Genomic DNA, 17,023 nt, shown 5'->3' with positions numbered 1-17,023 from the left:
AGATGCGGCCGCCCCCTCACCCATTCCCGCACCAGTGCCGTGACCGCTCACGGGGTGCCCTCGAACGCCGGACGGCCCGCAGCCGCCGGACGGGCTTGCGCAATCGAGCCCGTCGAAGGGATCCCCCTCATGCCCTTGTGGCCCCTGCGGCTACGGGGACGCCAGGGACACGGCGCGCAGCCGGAGGCCGCGCGCCGTGCCTCAGCTCTGCTGCCGGGACGGCCACCGCAGCCAACCGCCCCACCGCGCAGCCCACCTGCCGACGACAGCCGATCGGCGTTCCGAGAGCGCGTCGATCACCCGAATGGCCGATCGCGGTGCCACGACCGCCCGGATCCGGGTGAAGCGGTCGGCGGAGATCCGCAAGCTGTTCCGCACCATCTCCACGTCCTCGGCGAACCCGGCGCCCGCCCGGGGCTGCGGGGCGTAGAGCACCTGCTCCACCGCCCCCGCCACCCGGTGCACCGCGGCCGCCGCCTCTGTGTCGAGGTGTCCCAGCCGGACCACCCGGGCCGCCGTCTTCCGCGGGGTCTGTGAGTCGTCCGGCTCGACGCCGTGGTCCCACGCCGAATCGATGATCTCCAGCCAGGCCGCCAGCGTTCTGGCCGTCACATCGGCCGGCGTGCGTCCGGCGGACGACGCCAGCCTCCGCTTACGTACCCGTACCCGCCACAGCATCGGCAGCAACGGCAGCGTGACGACCAGCAGCACGGCCAGAGCCACCCAGACAACGGTGCTCGTCGGGGTCCCCGAGTCCGTGGGACCCGCGGCGGCGGACGCCGCCACGTTGTCGCAGTCGCCCTGCTTGCGCAGCTGCGCAGGGCAGCTCGCCGAGGCGGACGGTGCGGCGGACGGTTCCGCCGAGGCGCCCTGCTCCGGCAGGCTCGGGTCGGCCGCGCTGCCCGCAGGAGCGTCCGGCCGGGTATAGCCGGGCACGTTGCCACGGGTCGGGGTCGGTTCGAACCGGGTCCATCCGACGCCCTCGAAATACAGCTCGGGCCAGGCGTGCGCATCGCGCAGCCCCACCGACACCGCACCGTTCGACTGCACTGTGCCGGGAGTGAAGCCCACCGCGACGCGGGCCGGAATGCCCAGCGTCCGCGCCATCGCGGCCATCGTGAACGAGAAGTGGACGCAGAAACCCCTCTTCTCCTTCAGGAACCGGCCGATCGCGGCCGAGCCGGTGCCGGAGGACACCGTGGTGTCGTAGCTGAAGCCGCCCTCCGAGGCGAAGTAGTTCTGCAGCTTCACCGCTCGCTCGTAGTTGTTGGCGGCGCCCTTCGTCAGCTCGTCCGCCGTCTTCTTGACCACCTCCGGCAGCGAGCCAGGCACCTTGGTGTACTCCCGCAGCACCTCGGAGGGCGCGTCGGGAGCCGCAGCGAGCTGGTCCGCGGTCGGCTGCACGACCAGGCTCGACACCTCGTAACGCGCGCCGCTGGTCGTCTGGCCGCGGTCGCCGACGAGGGTGCGCCCCGCGGGTTCGTACCGCCAGTGCCCGTCGATCTTCACCTCGGTTGCGGGGTAGGGGAGCGGCAGATAGCTCTGCTGGTAGGAGCGGGAGGAGGAGATGTTCGACCGGATCTCTGTGACGGCGACGTCCGGACTCAGACCGTTCGGCCCCGGGATCCGCTTCGGCACGTCCTTCAGGCTGCGCCGGGAGGCCCGCCACTCGCTTCCGTTGAACTGGTCCAGGGCCAGGATCCGCAGATAGAAGTCCTGCGGGTTCCGGGAATTGGTGCGGTACGACATCACCTCCCGGTTCTCCGGCTGGTTCAGATTGTTCTGCAGCGAGACCAGCGGGTTCACCGCGGAGATCGTGCCGCCGCCACCGCCCTTGCCGTTTCCACTGCCGGTCCCCCCGAGGAATCCGCCGTCGAGAGCGGGCAGGGCCGCCGGTACGGCCAGTGCGATGCCCAGCGCCAGCGCACCGATCCGCCGCCCGGTGCGGATGGGGGCGAGCGCTCGGCCGCCCGACACGTCGAGGCCGGCCGCCGCACCGCTCGGTGACCGTCCCGCGCCACCGAAGACCCGTCCCCACTGGGAGATCCGGTCCCGGCCCTCGGCCAGCAGGAGCAGCAGATAGCCGCAGGCGGCCAGCAGGAACCAGAGCCAGCCCGCGCCGCCGCCGCCGGACAGCCCTGCGGCGACCGAGTAGAGCGCCAGGAGCGGCAGCCCGGCCGGGGCCGCGCTGCGAAACGTCACCGCGAGGGTGTCCACGGCCAGACCGATCAGCAGTACACCGCCGACCAACATCAGCCGGATGCCTGCCGTCGCGGGCGCCGGGATGGCGTACTGCCCCACATCGTCCGCGCCCGCCTGCAGCAGGTCCGCCAGCTGCCGTACGGCCTCGGGGCCCGGCAGAAAGCCGGCCACGGCCTGCTCCCGGGCGAACACCGCGGTCAGCAGCACCAGGGTGACCAGGAACTGTGCCGTGACGATCAGCAGCCGCGGCAGCGGCACCCGGCGGGCGAGCGCGCCCACCCCGCTCTGGATCGCCAGCAGGGCCGTGGCCTGCAGGATCCATCCGGTCGGGTGGACCAGCGGCAGCATCGAACCCGCCGCCAACAGCGTCGCCGCAAAGGCGCACAGCGCCAGCCGACCGCGACCGCTCATGACCGTCCCCTCATGACCATCCACCGGTGAAACCTGTCGTGCCGCCCGACAGCGCGGACTGCGCCACGGAGCTCTGCTGTCCCGCCTGCTGCCACAGCTGGGCGAGATCCGCCCCCGGCCCCACCGCGACCGCTGTCCAGCCCGACTCGCGCAGCCGTCGCAGGCGCTCCTCGGACGCCGCGAGCTCCGCGTCGGACGCGCCGCCGTGCATCCAGGCGGCACTGTCCAGGACGAACGCGACGGCGCCGCCGCTGCGCTGCCGCATTCGGGCAGCCACCGCCGTCTGCTCGTCGTCCACATCGCCGAGGAACGCGACCAGCAGCCCCTCGTTGCCGCCGCGCAGTACGTCGTACGCGCGCGACAGACCGCCCCCGTCGGAGTGGTCGACATCCGCGAGAGTGTCCATCATCAGTCCCGCGGAGTCGGCGGACTCCTGGGTCGATCCGGCGAAGCCGCCCTCGCCCTCGCCCGGCACCGAACTGCCGTCGTCGGTCAGCAGCCGCACCGCGAAGCCCCGCTCCAGCATGTGCACCAGCGCGGACGCCGCCCCCGACACCGCCCACTCGAAGGGCGAGTCGGGCCCGGTCCCCTGATAGGCGATCCGCCGGGTGTCCAGCAGCACCGTGCACCTGGCCCGCTGGGGCTGCTCCTCGCGGCGCACCATCAGCTCGCCATAGCGCGCGGTGGAGCGCCAATGGACCCGGCGCAAGTCGTCGCCGTGCCGGTAGCCGCGCGGAATCACGTCGTCCTCACCGGCCAGGGCGAGTGAGCGCTGCCGCCCCTCGCCGTACCCGGACGCCTCGCCCGACAGCCGCACCGGCGGCAGCGGCTGGGTCCGCGGGACGACGACCAGGGTGTCGTACGCGCTGAACGAACGGGTCAGCTCGCACATCCCGAACGGATCGCTCAGCCGCAGCTGCAGCGGTCCGAGCGGATAGCGCCCGCGCAGATCCGACCGGACCCGGTAGGACACCTCACGCCGGCCGCCCGCCTCCACCCGGTCCAGGACGAACCGGGGGCGCGGCCCGAGCACATAGGGCACCCGGTCCTGCAGCATCAGCAGCCCGGTGGGCAGCCGCGACACGTTCTCCACCCGCAGATGCACCCGTGCCTCGGTGCCCACGGGCACTCGGGACGGGGTGAGCCGCCGGGTGCCCGCGACCTGGTAGCGGGTGCGGAGGAGCACTGTCGCACAGACCAGCGGGAGCACGGTGAGCAGCAGCCCGACCCGCAGCAGATCACCCTGGCCCAGCACATACGCGCAGATCGCGGCCGCGATTCCGGCAGCGAGGAAGGACCGCCCACGCGTGGTCAGCCCGCCCAGCGCGGCCCGCAGGCCGCCTTTGCCGTCGCCGTCCTCCATCGAGGCGGACCCCCCGGCCGTCATCACGCCCGCCGCGCGCCGGGCGGCTGCTGCCGGCCGTACACCGGCCGGCCCGGCTGGTGCTGCGGCGCCGGGACCGACGTACCGCCGGCCGCGGTCGGCACCGGCGTCTGCTGGAGGATTTCCAGCACGACCTGCTCCGCGGTGCGGCGGTTCAGCTGGGCCTGCGCGGTGGGCAGCAACCGGTGCGCGAGCACCGGGACGGCCAGCGCCTGCACATCGTCCGGCAGACAGTAGTCCCGCCCGGTCAGCGCCGCGGACGCCCTGGCGGCTCGCAGCAGATGCAGGGTGGCGCGCGGCGAGGCGCCGAGTCTGAGATCCGGGTGGGTGCGGGTGGCGCTGACCAGCTCCACCGCGTACCGCTGCACCGACTCGGCCACATGGACCATCCGCACGGCCTCGATCAGCTTCACGATGTCGTGGGCGTGCGCCACCGGTTGCAGATCGTCGAGCGGCGAGATCCCGCCGTGTACATCGAGCATCTGCAGTTCGGCCTCCGCGCTGGGGTAGCCGATCGACACGCGGGCCATGAACCGGTCGCGCTGGGCCTCGGGCAGCGGATAGGTGCCCTCCATCTCGACCGGGTTCTGGGTGGCCACCACCATGAACGGGTCCGGCAGTCCGTAACTGTGCCCGTCGATGGTGACCTGGCGCTCCTCCATCGACTCCAGCAGAGCGGACTGGGTCTTCGGCGAGGCGCGGTTGATCTCGTCGCCGATCACGATCTGGGCGAAGATCGCGCCCGGCTTGAATTCGAAGTCGCGCCGCTGCTGGTCGAAGACCGACACGCCGGTGATGTCCGAAGGCAGCAGGTCCGGCGTGAACTGGATGCGCCGCACCGAGCAGTCGATCGACCGCGCGAGCGCCTTGGCCAGCATCGTCTTGCCGACCCCGGGGACGTCCTCGATGAGGAGATGCCCCTCCGCGAGCAGCACGGTCAGCGAAAGCCGTACGACCTCAGGCTTGCCTTCGATCACACTCTCCACCGACCTGCGCACCCGCTCCGCTGTGGCGGTCAGATCTGTGAGGCTCGCTCGATCGTCATAGGTCGTCACCCGGCCCTCCTCGGCCCTGCCCCGCGCTCGCAAGGAGCATGGGGTACCCCATTCACGGGCCGATGCGCTGTAGTTGGCCCGGCCCACCCCGATGTACGGACACCCTCCGGACAGGTCCGGTGGGTGTCACACCCGCATTCTTGTTGCCGTTACCGCTGCGTGTCACTCGCCTGTGGACAAGTGGATGCGAAATGTCAGGCTCCAGGCCCTTTTCGGTGCCCGCCGGACGTGCAATCAGGGTCAGGCGACGGGAAGGATCTCGCGGAGCAAGCCGCTGGTCACGTCGAAGACGAAGCCGCGGACGTCGTCGGTGTGCAGCAGGAACGGCGAGGTGCGGACGCGCTGCATGGACTGCCGCACGTCCTGATCCGCGTCCTTGTACGCCTCCACGGCCCACACCGGGCGCTGACCGACCTCCGCCTCCAGCTCCTGCCGGAACTCCTCGGTGATCGATTCGAGGCCGCAGTTGGTGTGGTGAATGAGTATGACGCTGCGGGTGCCGAGGGCTCGCTGGCTGATGGTGAGCGAGCGGATCACATCGTCGGTGACCACGCCGCCCGCGTTGCGGATGGTGTGGCAGTCGCCGAGCGCGAGGCCGAGCGCGTCGTGCAGGTCGAGCCGGGCGTCCATGCAGGCGACCACGGCGACCTTCAGCACCGGCCGTGCGTCCATGCCGGGGTCGTTGAACTCGGCCGCGTAACGGATGTTCGCCTCGACCAGGCGGTCGGTGACGGTCCCGCCGGTACGGTCCTGACCGGCAGTGGATGCGGAGGGCTCGGCGTGGGGGTGCGCGGAAGTCGACATGGATATGACGTTAGCTCCCACAGTTCACTCCGGCGTGCTGTGAGAGCGGACAAAGAACGTCAACGAGGCTTGTTGTGAGGCAACCCACAAGCTTCACAGCGAATAGCTCGACCGGGTGACAGGGAGGGCGGGGCGACGCGTTGCCCCGTTGATTGATCGGGAATCGATCGAATGGCAGGGTGGACTAAAGTGACCGGAAGATACCGACACCCTGCACATTCCGAAGATTTCCGCTGTGTGCGCGGCGTTCGTACGGCCCGGCCCTCTCCCGCTCGCCGGTCGGCTGACGCCACTTCCCCGGCGCCGGTGGGCCCCCCCTTCCGAGCGGGCGGGGACCAGGCCGTACGAGCCGCCACACGGGACCTGAGCCTGAGAGGGCGCATGAGCCAGACCCGACACGTCCCGGTGATGCTCCAGCGATGCCTGGACCTGTTGGCCCCGGCTCTGGAAGCGCCGGGCCCGCAGCAGCCCGTGGTCGTCGACTGCACCCTCGGCCTCGGTGGCCACAGCGAGGCGCTGCTCGCCGCCTTCCCGTCCGCCCGGCTGATCGCGCTGGACCGGGACAAGGAAGCGCTGCGGCTCTCCGGCGAGCGGCTCGCCCCGTACGGCGACCGGGCCACACTGGTGCACGCCGTCTACGACGAACTGCCCGAGGTGCTCGCCCGGCTCGGTATCCCCAAGGTCCAGGGCATTTTGTTCGACCTCGGTGTCTCCTCCATGCAGCTGGACGAGGCCGACCGCGGATTCGCGTACGCCCAGGACGCCCCGCTCGACATGCGGATGGACCAGACGACCGGTATCGGCGCGGCCGAGGTGCTCAACACCTATCCGCCTGGCGAACTCGTCCGGATCCTGCGCGCGTACGGCGAAGAGAAGCAGGCCAAGCGGATCGTCTCCGCGATCGTGCGCGAGCGCGAGAAGGAGCCGTTCAGCAACAGCGCCCGGCTGGTCGAACTGATCCGGGACTCGCTGCCGCAGGCCGCCAAGCGCACCGGCGGCAACCCGGCCAAGCGCACCTTCCAGGCGCTGCGCATCGAGGTCAACGGCGAGCTCGCCGTCCTGGAGCGGGCGATCCCGGCCGCGGTGCAGTCCCTCGCCGTCGGCGGCAGGATCGCCGTTCTCTCGTACCATTCGCTGGAGGACCGCCTGGTCAAGCAGGTGTTCGCGGCGGGCGCCGCCAACACGGCGCCGCCCGGTCTGCCCGTCGTCCCCGAGCGCTACCAGCCCCGGCTCAAGCTGCTGACCCGCGGCGCGGAACTGCCCACGGAGGAGGAGGTCGCCGAGAACCGGCGAGCCGCCCCCGCCCGGTTGCGCGGTGCCCAGCGGATCCGCGAGGAGGAGCGGTGAGCGCGGCCGGTCCGGCCGGCACGGCACCGGGAGAGCCCGAGGTGGCGCGGTGAGCGGATCGGCCCGACAGCTGAAGGGGCGGGCCGCGCGCCTCGCCCGGCTGATGCCCTCCGGGCCCAGCAACGCGGCGCGTACGCCCTTCGCCCTGCTGGTCGTGCTGCTTCTCGGCGGCGGACTGATCACCCTGCTGCTGTTGAACTCCGCGCTCAACGAAGGTTCGTTCAGGCTGAGTGAACTGAAGAAGCGGACCACCGAGCTCACCGACGAGCAGCAGGCGCTCCAGCACGACGTCGACGGGTACTCGAAGCCCGACGCACTGGAGCGCCGCGCCCGCGAGCTGGGCATGGTGCCCGGCGGCAGCCCCGCTTTCCTCCAACCCGACGGCACGGTCCGCGGTGTCCCCTCCGAGGCCACCGCCCTGCCGACCCCCGCAGTTCCCCGGCAGACCCAGCAGGCGGTACCCCCGCCGTCCGCCGCCTCGGCCACGTCCACGGCGTCGGTCACCGGCTCGCCGTCGGCGACGCCCGTGACCAAGCCCAGCATCTCCGCAGCCCCGCCCGCGACGAAGCCCAGCACCTCCGCAGCCCCGCCCGCGCAGCCGCGCACCCCGGTAAACCAGTCCTCGACGAGCCCCGGCAGGTGACGCAGTGCCCTCGAAGGAACCACCGCGCCGCCGGGTCCCCGGCCCCGCGCGTCCCCGCAGCGCCGCAGCCGGCTCCGGCCGCCCCCGGCCCGCCGCCCGCCGCCCGTCGTCCGCCGCGCCCCGCGCAATGGGCCGCCGCGTTCCGCGCAAGGGATCGGCGGGCCCGCTGCGGCTGGGCAGCCCGCGCCCCCGGCTCCGTCTGGTCAGCCTGGCGCTGACGCTCGTCATGCTGGCGTTCGTCGTGCGGCTCCTGCAGGTCCAGGCCGTCGATGCCAGTGCGTACGCGGCCAAGGCCGACAAGAACCGCTACCTCGAGTACACGGTCGCCGCCGAGCGCGGTGAGATCACCGACCGCAGCGGGATCGCCCTGGCCACCAGCGTCGACGCCTACAACATCACCGCCGACCCCAAGATGTTCACACCCGAGGACAGCAAGGCCCCGGACGCACCGGAGCAGGCCGCGGCCCTCCTCGCACCCATCCTCGGCGTCGAGGCAGCGGAGCTGGCGAAGAAGCTGTCGACGCCGAAGAGCCGGTACGTGGTGCTGGCCCGCCGCCAGACCCCGCAGGTCTGGAAGCAGATCAAGGACCTCAAGTCCGTTTTCGCCGAGAAGGCGCAGAAGGGCAGGGCGAACGGCGGCACCGGGGCCAGCGTGCTGGCCGGTGTCTTCCAGGAGGCGACCACCAAGCGGGTCTACCCCAATGGCGCGCTGGCCGCCGGGATACTGGGTTACGTCAACGCCGAGGGCAAGGGTGCGGGCGGCCTAGAGTCACAGTTGGACAAGGAGCTCGCGGGCGAGGACGGCAAGATCAGGTACGCCCAGTCCGGCGGCCGCCGGGTGCCCACCGCGGGCACCAGCGAGGTCCCGGCGGTCGCGGGTTCCGACATCGAGCTGACCATCGACCGGGACATCCAGTGGGCCGCGCAGAAGGCCATCTCGGACCAGGTGAAGAAGTCCAGGGCGGACCGCGGCTATGTGATCGTGCAGAACGCGAAGACCGGCGAGGTCCTCGCCATGGCCAACGCCCCGGGATTCGACCCCAACGACCTCTCGCAGGCCGACGCGGCGTCGCTGGGCAACGCGGCGCTGCAGGACGTGTACGAACCGGGCTCCACCAGCAAGGTCATGTCCATGGCTGCCGTGCTGGAGGAGGGAGCGGCCACCCCGGGCACCCATGTCACCGTCCCCAATCGGCTGCACCGCGGCGACCGGCTCTTCAAGGACGACATCGACCACGCCACCTGGTACCTGACGCTCAACGGCGTACTCGCCAAGTCCAGCAACATCGGCACCATTCTGGCCGCCGGGCAGCTCGGCAGGACCCAGCCGCAGGCCAACAAGGTCCTCTACTCGTATCTGCGCAAATTCGGCATCGGCCGCCCGACCGGGCTGAACTACCCGGGCGAGACCCCCGGCATCCTCGCCAAGCCGCAGGACTGGTCGACCTCCCAGCAGTACACGATCCCGTTCGGCCAGGGACTCTCACTCAACGCGATGCAGGCCGCCTCCGTCTACTCGACGATCGCCAACGGCGGCGTCCGGATCCAGCCCACCCTGATCCGCGGAACCAAGGGCGCGGACGGCCGCTTCACCCCCGCCGCCGCCCCCGAACAGGCCCGGGTGATCAGCAAGAAGACCGCGAAAACACTCGCAAGCATGCTGGAGTCGGTGGTCGGTGACGAGGAGGGCACCGGAACCAAGGCCCGCATCCCCGGATACCGGGTCGCGGGCAAGACCGGCACGGCCAACCGGGTCGACCCGGTCCGAGGCGGCTACCACGGCTACACCGCGTCCTTCGCGGGCTTCGCGCCCGCCGACGACCCGCAGATCACCGTCTACTGTGCGATCCAGAACCCCACCAAGGGGAGCTACTTCGGCGGTCAGATCTGCGGTCCCATCTACAAGCAGGTCATGGAGTTCGCGCTGAAGACGCTCCAGACCCCACCGTCCGGCAGCGAGTCAGCCCGGCTGCCCGTGTCCTTCAATCCCGGCGAGTGAACTCGGGGAAACCAGCCAGTGACAACCATCACCCCCGAACCCGGGAACCGGAACGGGAACCACCGCAACCCTGCCCCCTCACTTAGCGAGACGCCGGGTGCGCCCGGTACGCTCACCGCCGTGCCCCACGCTGAACAGTCCCAAACCACCCCGAAGGACGCCCCTGTGACCTACCCGGGAGCGCCCCGCCCGGATCGGCTGCGGCCGACCCCCCTCGGTGAACTGGCAGCCCGGCTGGGAGTCGAGCCGCCGGGATCCGGTGAGGTCACCGGCATCACGCACGACTCGCGGGCGGTGCGGCCCGGCGATGTGTACGCGGCGCTGCCCGGCGCCCGGCTGCACGGCGCCGACTTCGCCGCCCAGGCGGCCGGCCTCGGCGCGGCAGCGGTTCTCACCGACCCGGCGGGCGCCGAGCGCGCCGCCGCGACCGGGCTGCCGGTGCTGGTGACCGAGAACCCGCGCGGCCGGATGGGCGAACTCGCCGCCGATATCTACGGGCGGCCCGGCGCCGACCTCCTCCAGATCGGGATCACCGGTACGTCCGGGAAGACCACCACCGCGTACCTCGTCGAGGGCGGCTTCCGTGGCGCCGGACGCAGCACCGGCCTGATCGGCACCGTCGAGACGCGGATCGGTGACGAGCGCATCAAGTCCGAGCGCACCACCCCCGAAGCCACCGATCTCCAGGCCCTTTTCGCCGTCATGCGCGAGCGTGGCGTCGACGCGGTCACCATGGAGGTCTCCAGCCACGCCCTGGTACTCGGCCGCGTCGACGGCTGTGTCTTCGACGTCGCCGTCTTCAACAACCTCAGCCCGGAGCACATGGAGTTCCACTCCGGGATGGAGGACTACTTCCAGGCCAAGGCGAAGCTGTTCACCCCGCAGCGGAGCCGGCAGGGCGTCGTCAACTTCGACGACGAGTACGGCCGCAGGCTGGTCACGGAGGCAACCGTCCCGGTTGTCACCTTCTCCGCCGAGGGCCACCCGGACGCCGACTGGCGCGCCGAGGACGTCGCGGTCGGACCGCTGGGCTCCACGTTCACGGCCGTCGGTCCCAAGGACGAACGGATCACGGCCAGGGCCCCGTTGCCCGGACCGTTCAACGTCGCCAACACCCTCGCCGCGATCGTCACCCTCGCCGTCGCGGGCGTCGACCCCCAGACCGCGGCCGACGGCGTCGCCGCTGTCCCCGGCGTCCCGGGCCGGCTGGAGCGTGTGGACGCCGGCCAGCCGTACCTCGCGGTCGTCGACTACGCGCACAAGACCGATGCCGTCGAGTCGGTCCTGCGCTCGCTGCGCAAGGTGACCAAGGGCAAACTGCACATCGTGCTCGGCTGCGGTGGCGACCGCGACACGACGAAACGCGGCCCGATGGGCGCCGCCGCGGCCCGCCTCGCCGACACCGCCGTACTGACCTCCGACAACCCCCGCTCCGAGGACCCTCTGGCCATCCTCGCCGCGATGCTCTCGGGCGCCGCCGAGGTGCCCGCACACGAGCGCGGTGACGTCCTGGTCGACGCCGACCGGGCCGCCGCCGTCGCCGCCGCGGTCGCCCGCGCCCGGCCCGGCGACACCGTGCTGATCGCCGGCAAGGGACACGAACAGGGCCAGGACATCCACGGAGTGGTACGCCCCTTCGACGACCGTACGGTGCTGCGTGCGGCCATCGCACGGTCCCTGGGGCACAAGAGCGCCGAGAACGCCCCGGAGCTTGCCCACACCCACGAGAACAACAGTCAGGGATGACCAAGTGATCGCCCTTACCCTCGCCGAGATCGCCGAAATCGTCGGTGGGCAGTCGTACGACATACCGGATCCGGCAGTGACCGTCAGCGGGCCTGTCGTCATCGACTCCCGAGAGGTGCAGCAAGACAGTCTGTTCGTCGCCTTCGCCGGCGAGCGGGTCGACGGCCACGACTACGCGCAGCGCGCCGTCGAGGCGGGCGCGGCAGCCGTACTCGCCGCCCGCCCCGTCGGTGTTCCGGCGATCGTCGTCGACGACGTCATGGCCGCGCTCGGCACCCTCGCCCGGACCGTCGTCGAACGCCTCGGCACCACTGTCGTCGCCCTCACCGGCTCCGCGGGCAAGACCTCCACCAAGGACCTGATCGCCCAGCTCCTGGAGCGCAAGGGCCCCACCGTCTTCCCCGCGGGCAACCTCAACAATGAGATCGGCCTGCCGCTCACCGCCCTGCGCGCCACCGAGAAGACCGAGCACCTGGTCCTCGAAATGGGGGCCCGCTACATCGGCGACATCCGCTACCTCACCGGCCTGGTTCCGCCGCGGATCGGCCTCGTCCTCAACGTCGGCACCGCGCACATCGGTGAGTTCGGCGGCCGCGAGCAGATCGCGATCGCCAAGGGCGAGATGGTCGAGGCGCTCCCGGAGGACGGAGTCGCCGTCCTCAACGCCGACGACCCGCTCGTCCTCGCCATGTCCTCCCGTACGAAGGCCCGTGTTCTGCTCTTCGGCGAAGCCGCGGATGCGGACGTACGGGGAGAGAAGGTCCGTCTCACCGACGACGGCCGCCCCGCTTTCACGCTCCACACACCCACCGGGTGCAGCGATGTGACCATGCGCCTGTACGGTGAGCATCACGTGTCGAACGCGCTCGCCGCGGCCGCCGTCGCCCATGAGTTGGGCCTGTCCGTAGACGAGATCGCCCTTGCGCTCTCCGAGGCAGGCACCCTCTCCCGCTGGCGTATGGAGGTCACCGAGCGTCCGGACGGCGTGACGTTCGTCAATGACGCCTACAACGCGAACCCCGAGTCCATGCGAGCAGCGCTGCGCGCGCTGGCCGCCATGGGGAAGGGTCGGCGTACGTGGGCGGTGCTCGGCCCCATGGCCGAGCTCGGCGACGCCTCGCTCGCCGAGCACGACGCGGTCGGACGGCTCGCCGTCCGGCTCAACGTCAGCAAGCTCGTCGCGGTCGGGGGCAGAGAAGCCTCCTGGCTGCAACTGGGCGCATACAACGAGGGTTCGTGGGGTGAGGAGTCGGTGCACGTGTCCGACGCACAGGCGGCCGTCGACCTGTTGCGCAGTGAACTGCGCGCGGGAGACGTCGTGCTGGTGAAGGCGTCCCGGTCGGCCGGCCTGGAACGGGTCGCCCAGGCACTGCTGGAGAACTCGACCGAGGGCGAGGTCACCGGCCGATGAGGCAGATCCTCTTCGCGGGGGCCATCGGGCTCTTCCTGACCCTGGTCGGTACCCCGCTGCTCATCAAGCTCCTGGCACGCAAGGGATACGGGCAGTTCATCCGTGACGACGGCCCGCGCACCCACGGCAGCAAGAAGGGCACGCCCACCATGGGCGGCATCGCCTTCATCCTGGCCACGCTGATGGCGTACTTCCTGGCGAAGGTGATCACCGGCGAGGAGATGCGCTTCTCCGGTCTGCTGGTCCTCTTCCTGATGACCGGGATGGGCCTCGTCGGGTTCCTCGACGACTACATCAAGATCGTCAAGCAGCGTTCGCTCGGTCTGCGGGCCAAGGCGAAGATGGCCGGCCAGCTGATAGTCGGTATCGCCTTCGCGGTGCTGTCGCTCCAGTTCGCCGACGGCCGTGGCAACACCCCGGCCTCCACCAAGCTGTCGTTCGTCACGGACTTCGGCTGGTCGATCGGCCCGGTGCTGTTCGTCGTCTGGGCGCTGTTCATGATTCTCGCCATGTCCAACGGCGTGAACCTGACGGACGGTCTGGACGGCCTGGCCACCGGCGCGTCGGTGATGGTCTTCGGCGCGTACACGTTCATCGGGCTGTGGCAGTTCCAGGAGTCCTGCGCCAACGCGGTCTCCCTGACCAACCCCAACGCCTGCTTCGAGGTACGCGACCCGCTCGACCTCGCGGTCGTCGCCTCCGCACTGATGGGCGCCTGCTTCGGCTTCCTGTGGTGGAACACCTCGCCCGCCAAGATCTTCATGGGCGACACCGGTTCGCTGGCACTCGGCGGTGCGCTCGCCGGCCTCGCGATCTGCTCCCGCACCGAGTTCCTGATGGCCATCCTCGGCGGCCTCTTCGTGATGATCACCATGTCCGTGGTCATCCAGGTCGGTTCCTTCAAGATGACCGGCAAGCGGGTCTTCCGGATGGCGCCGCTCCAGCATCACTTCGAACTCAAGGGCTGGTCCGAAGTCCTTGTCGTGGTCCGCTTCTGGATCATCCAGGGTATGTGCGTGATCGTCGGACTCGGTCTCTTCTACGCAGGGTGGGCAGCCGCCAAGTGAGCAACCAGGACTGGCAGGGCAAGCACGTCACCGTCGCCGGACTCGGTGTCAGCGGGATCCCCGCTGCCCGTGTCCTGAACGGCCTCGGCGCCGTTGTCACGGTGGTCAACGACGGGGACGACGAGCGTTCCCGTGCGCAGGCCGCAGAGCTGGAGGCGCAAGGGATCACCGTGCGCCTCGGCGACGGGGCGACCCTGCCCGAGTCCACCGAGCTCATCGTCACCACCCCCGGCTGGAAGCCGGACAAGCCGCTCTTCGCAGCAGCCGCCGAGGCGGGCGTCCCGGTCTGGGGCGACGTCGAGCTCGCCTGGCGGCTGCGCGGTCCCGATGCGGCGCCCTGGCTCGCGGTCACCGGCACCAACGGCAAGACCACGACCGTCCGGATGCTCGCCTCGATCCTGGAGGCGGCCGGGCTGCGCACCGCCGCCGTCGGCAACATCGGCGTCTCCCTCCTCGACGCCGTCCTCGGCGAGGAGACCTACGACGTACTCGCCGTCGAGCTCTCCAGCTACCAGTTGCACTGGGCGCCCTCGCTGCGCGCCCACTCCGCGGCCGTTCTCAACCTGGCCCCGGACCACCTCGACTGGCACGGCTCCATGGAGGCGTACGTCGCGGACAAGGGCCGGATCTACGAGGGCAACCGGATCGCCTGCGTCTACAACGCGGCCGACCCGGCCACCGAGGACCTGGTCCGCGGGGCGGACGTCGAGGAGGGCTGCCGCGCCATCGGCTTCACCCTCGGCACCCCGGGCCCGTCCCAGCTGGGCGTCGTCGACGGCATCCTCGTCGACCGCGCCTTCGTGGCCAACCGGCAGAAACAGGCCCAGGAGCTCGCCGAGGTCGCGGACATCAACCCGCCCGCCCCGCACAACATCGCCAACGCCCTGGCGGCCGCGGCACTGGCCCGAGCCTTCGGCGTCGAACCCAGGGCGGTACGGGACGGCCTGCGGGCCTTCCGCCCCGACGCGCACCGGATCGAACACGTCGCGGACGTCGCATCGGTGGCGTACATCGACGACTCCAAGGCCACCAACACCCATGCCGCGGAGGCCTCCCTCGCGGCCTATGACCCGATCGTCTGGATCGCCGGCGGGCTCGCCAAGGGCGCCACGTTCGACGAGCTGGTGACCGGCGCCGCCAAGCGGTTGCGGGGCGCCGTACTGATCGGCCGCGACCGGGCGCTGATCCGCGAAGCCCTCGCGCGACACGCCCCCGAGGTCCCGGTCGTCGACCTCGACCGGACCGACACTGGGGCGATGTCCGAGGCGGTCCGCGCGGCGGCACGGCTCGCCCGGCCGGGAGACACCGTACTGATGGCCCCGGCCTGCGCTTCGATGGACATGTTCGCCAATTACAACAAGCGGGGCGAGGCATTCGCGGACGCGGTCCGCGCACTCGCCGACGAGAGCGCCTGACGGGCCCGGCCGCCGCGCCGTACTGTCCCGGGCAGCCGGGTTCGGGCGGCTCCGCCGCACGCCCCGGCCCTCGGCAGCAGCCCCGGGCACGAGCAGTGGAGGGGACAGCGACAATGCCGGCCGACGAGAGCTCCGCCGCGCACGGCAAGGGCCGCCCACGGGGGGCCGCGGGGACCAGCCGGGTGCTTGCCCCACCGGCGCCCGGCCGGCCTGCCAAGCGCGGCAGGCCGGCGGGCACCCGGCAGCCCGCCGTACCGCGCTCCAGGGGCCGCAGCGGCTCCGGCACCCGCGTCCCCCGCGGCGGCGGTATGCGGCGGCTGTACGAGCAGGCACGCCGGGCCTGGGACCGCCCGCTGACCGCGTACTACCTGATCCTCGGCGCCGGGCTGCTGATCACCGTGCTCGGGCTGGTGATGGTCTATTCCGCCTCGATGATCAAGGCGCTCGAGCTGTCGAAGCCCGGCACGTACTTCTTCCGCAAGCAGTTCCTCGCCGCCCTCATCGGCTCCGGACTGCTGATCACGGCTTCCCGGATGCCCGTCAAGCTCCACCGGGCGCTCGCCTACCCGCTGCTCATGGGTACGGTCTTCCTGATGGTGCTGGTCCAGGTGCCGGGGATAGGGATGTCGGTCAACGGTAACCAGAACTGGCTCTACCTGGGCGGCCCCTTCCAGCTCCAGCCCAGTGAGTTCGGCAAGCTCGCCCTGATCCTCTGGGGCGCCGACCTGCTCGCCCGCAAACAGGACAAGCGGCTGCTGACGCAGTGGAAGCACATGCTGGTGCCGCTCGTCCCGGTCGCCTTCATGCTCCTCGGGCTGATCATGCTCGGCGGCGACATGGGAACTGCGATCATTCTCACCGCAATCCTGTTCGGCCTGCTCTGGCTGGCGGGGGCGCCCACCCGGCTGTTCGGCGGGGTGCTCGCCGTCGCGGGCGTGCTGGCCTTCCTGCTGATCAAGACCAGTCCGAACCGGATGTCCCGGCTCAGTTGCATGGGCGTGAGCGAACCCGGACCCGACGGCTCGTGCTGGCAGGCCGTGCATGGCATCTATGCTCTGGCATCCGGTGGATGGTTCGGATCCGGGCTGGGTGCAAGTGTGGAAAAATGGGGCCAACTGCCTGAACCGCACACCGACTTCATCTTCGCCATCACCGGGGAGGAACTGGGGTTGGCGGGGACGCTGTCGGTGCTCGCCCTCTTCGCGGCTCTAGGCTATGCGGGTATCCGCGTGGCCGGACGCACGGAGGACCCCTTCGTGAGGTACGCCGCGGGAGGTGTGACCACCTGGATCACGGTTCAGGCCGTGATCAACATCGGTGCGGTGCTCGGCCTGCTGCCGATCGCCGGGGTCCCGCTCCCGCTGTTCTCCTACGGGGGATCGGCCCTGCTGCCGACCATGTTCGCGGTGGGGCTCCTGATCGCGTTCGCGCGTGAGGAGCCCGCTGCGAAGGCGGCCCTGGCCATGCGGAGGCCCGGGGTGAGATGGAAGACGATGAGACGGCGCGGCAAGAAGCGTCCGTCCGGAGAGCGGTGAATTT

At 70.9% G+C, this 17,023-nt stretch carries 12 protein-coding genes; 8 read left to right on the top strand and 4 right to left on the bottom strand.

All coding sequences use genetic code 11. The features are described 5' to 3' along the window. Positions 1–201 precede the first annotated feature (201 nt). The 4 genes from ACNPQM_RS13370 to ACNPQM_RS13355 form a co-directional block, all read right to left on the bottom strand. Positions 202–2,613, bottom strand: a complete 2,412-nt coding sequence (locus ACNPQM_RS13370) for a transglutaminase TgpA family protein (protein ID WP_418084141.1) — start codon at positions 2,611–2,613, stop codon at positions 202–204. Between the two features lie 10 nt (positions 2,614–2,623). After that, on the bottom strand, positions 2,624–4,000 hold the full coding sequence (locus ACNPQM_RS13365; RefSeq protein ID WP_418084140.1) for a DUF58 domain-containing protein: 1,377 nt from the start codon (positions 3,998–4,000) through the stop codon (positions 2,624–2,626). Beyond that, positions 4,000–5,052 carry an AAA family ATPase gene (locus ACNPQM_RS13360; RefSeq protein ID WP_358858036.1) on the bottom strand — a complete coding sequence of 351 codons (1,053 nt, stop codon included), beginning with the start codon at positions 5,050–5,052 and terminating at the stop codon, positions 4,000–4,002. The genes ACNPQM_RS13365 and ACNPQM_RS13360 overlap by 1 nt, the downstream gene beginning before the upstream one ends. Positions 5,053–5,292: 240 nt before the next feature. Continuing rightward, the gene (locus ACNPQM_RS13355; RefSeq protein ID WP_358858035.1) at positions 5,293–5,856 is read right to left on the bottom strand and encodes a beta-class carbonic anhydrase; all 564 of its coding nucleotides are present in this window, start codon (positions 5,854–5,856) and stop codon (positions 5,293–5,295) included. Positions 5,857–6,237: 381 nt separating this feature from the next. On the opposite strand from ACNPQM_RS13355, the gene rsmH reads away from it, so the two are divergent. From rsmH to ftsW, 8 genes are all read left to right on the top strand, one after another. Further along, complete coding sequence (gene rsmH, locus ACNPQM_RS13350; RefSeq protein WP_358858034.1) at positions 6,238–7,203, top strand: 16S rRNA (cytosine(1402)-N(4))-methyltransferase RsmH; 966 nt, start codon at positions 6,238–6,240, stop codon at positions 7,201–7,203. Between the two features lie 49 nt (positions 7,204–7,252). Further along, positions 7,253–7,846: a septum formation initiator gene (locus ACNPQM_RS13345; RefSeq protein WP_418084139.1), complete on the top strand. Its 594-nt coding sequence runs from the start codon at positions 7,253–7,255 to the stop codon at positions 7,844–7,846. 4 nt (positions 7,847–7,850) lie between these two features. Next, positions 7,851–9,845 carry a peptidoglycan D,D-transpeptidase FtsI family protein gene (locus ACNPQM_RS13340; RefSeq protein ID WP_418084138.1) on the top strand — a complete coding sequence of 665 codons (1,995 nt, stop codon included), beginning with the start codon at positions 7,851–7,853 and terminating at the stop codon, positions 9,843–9,845. Positions 9,846–9,863: 18 nt separating this feature from the next. Beyond that, positions 9,864–11,591 carry a UDP-N-acetylmuramoyl-L-alanyl-D-glutamate--2,6-diaminopimelate ligase gene (locus ACNPQM_RS13335; RefSeq protein ID WP_418084137.1) on the top strand — a complete coding sequence of 576 codons (1,728 nt, stop codon included), beginning with the start codon at positions 9,864–9,866 and terminating at the stop codon, positions 11,589–11,591. Positions 11,592–11,595: 4 nt separating this feature from the next. Then, positions 11,596–13,002, top strand: coding sequence for a UDP-N-acetylmuramoyl-tripeptide--D-alanyl-D-alanine ligase (locus tag ACNPQM_RS13330; protein WP_418084136.1), 1,407 nt, complete (start codon positions 11,596–11,598; stop codon positions 13,000–13,002). Beyond that, positions 12,999–14,069, top strand: coding sequence for a phospho-N-acetylmuramoyl-pentapeptide-transferase (gene mraY, locus ACNPQM_RS13325; RefSeq protein WP_358858030.1), 1,071 nt, complete (start codon positions 12,999–13,001; stop codon positions 14,067–14,069). Before ACNPQM_RS13330 ends, mraY begins: the two co-directional genes overlap by 4 nt. Continuing rightward, entirely contained in the window at positions 14,066–15,484 is a 1,419-nt protein-coding gene (gene murD, locus ACNPQM_RS13320; RefSeq protein WP_358858029.1) for a UDP-N-acetylmuramoyl-L-alanine--D-glutamate ligase, read from the top strand. Before mraY ends, murD begins: the two co-directional genes overlap by 4 nt. 113 nt (positions 15,485–15,597) lie before the next feature. After that, complete coding sequence (gene ftsW, locus ACNPQM_RS13315; protein ID WP_358858028.1) at positions 15,598–17,019, top strand: putative lipid II flippase FtsW; 1,422 nt, start codon at positions 15,598–15,600, stop codon at positions 17,017–17,019. Positions 17,020–17,023: the final 4 nt, after the last annotated feature.

The organism is Streptomyces sp. NPDC056231 (assembly GCF_048270745.1).
In the GTDB taxonomy this organism is placed as follows: Bacteria; Actinomycetota; Actinomycetes; order Streptomycetales; family Streptomycetaceae; genus Streptomyces.
This window is presented reverse-complemented; position numbering and strand designations above follow the sequence as displayed.

Bases quoted from the DNA above. Each gene is read 5' to 3' on its own strand.
- ftsW (WP_358858028.1), top strand. From the start codon at position 15,598: ATGCCGGCCGACGAGAGCTCCGCCGCGCACGGCAAGGGCCGCCCACGG.
- mraY (WP_358858030.1), top strand. From the start codon at position 12,999: ATGAGGCAGATCCTCTTCGCGGGGGCCATCGGGCTCTTCCTGACCCTG.
- rsmH (WP_358858034.1), top strand. From the start codon at position 6,238: ATGAGCCAGACCCGACACGTCCCGGTGATGCTCCAGCGATGCCTGGAC.
- ACNPQM_RS13370 (WP_418084141.1), bottom strand. From the start codon at position 2,613: ATGAGCGGTCGCGGTCGGCTGGCGCTGTGCGCCTTTGCGGCGACGCTG.
- ACNPQM_RS13355 (WP_358858035.1), bottom strand. From the start codon at position 5,856: ATGTCGACTTCCGCGCACCCCCACGCCGAGCCCTCCGCATCCACTGCC.
- ACNPQM_RS13365 (WP_418084140.1), bottom strand. From the start codon at position 4,000: ATGACGGCCGGGGGGTCCGCCTCGATGGAGGACGGCGACGGCAAAGGC.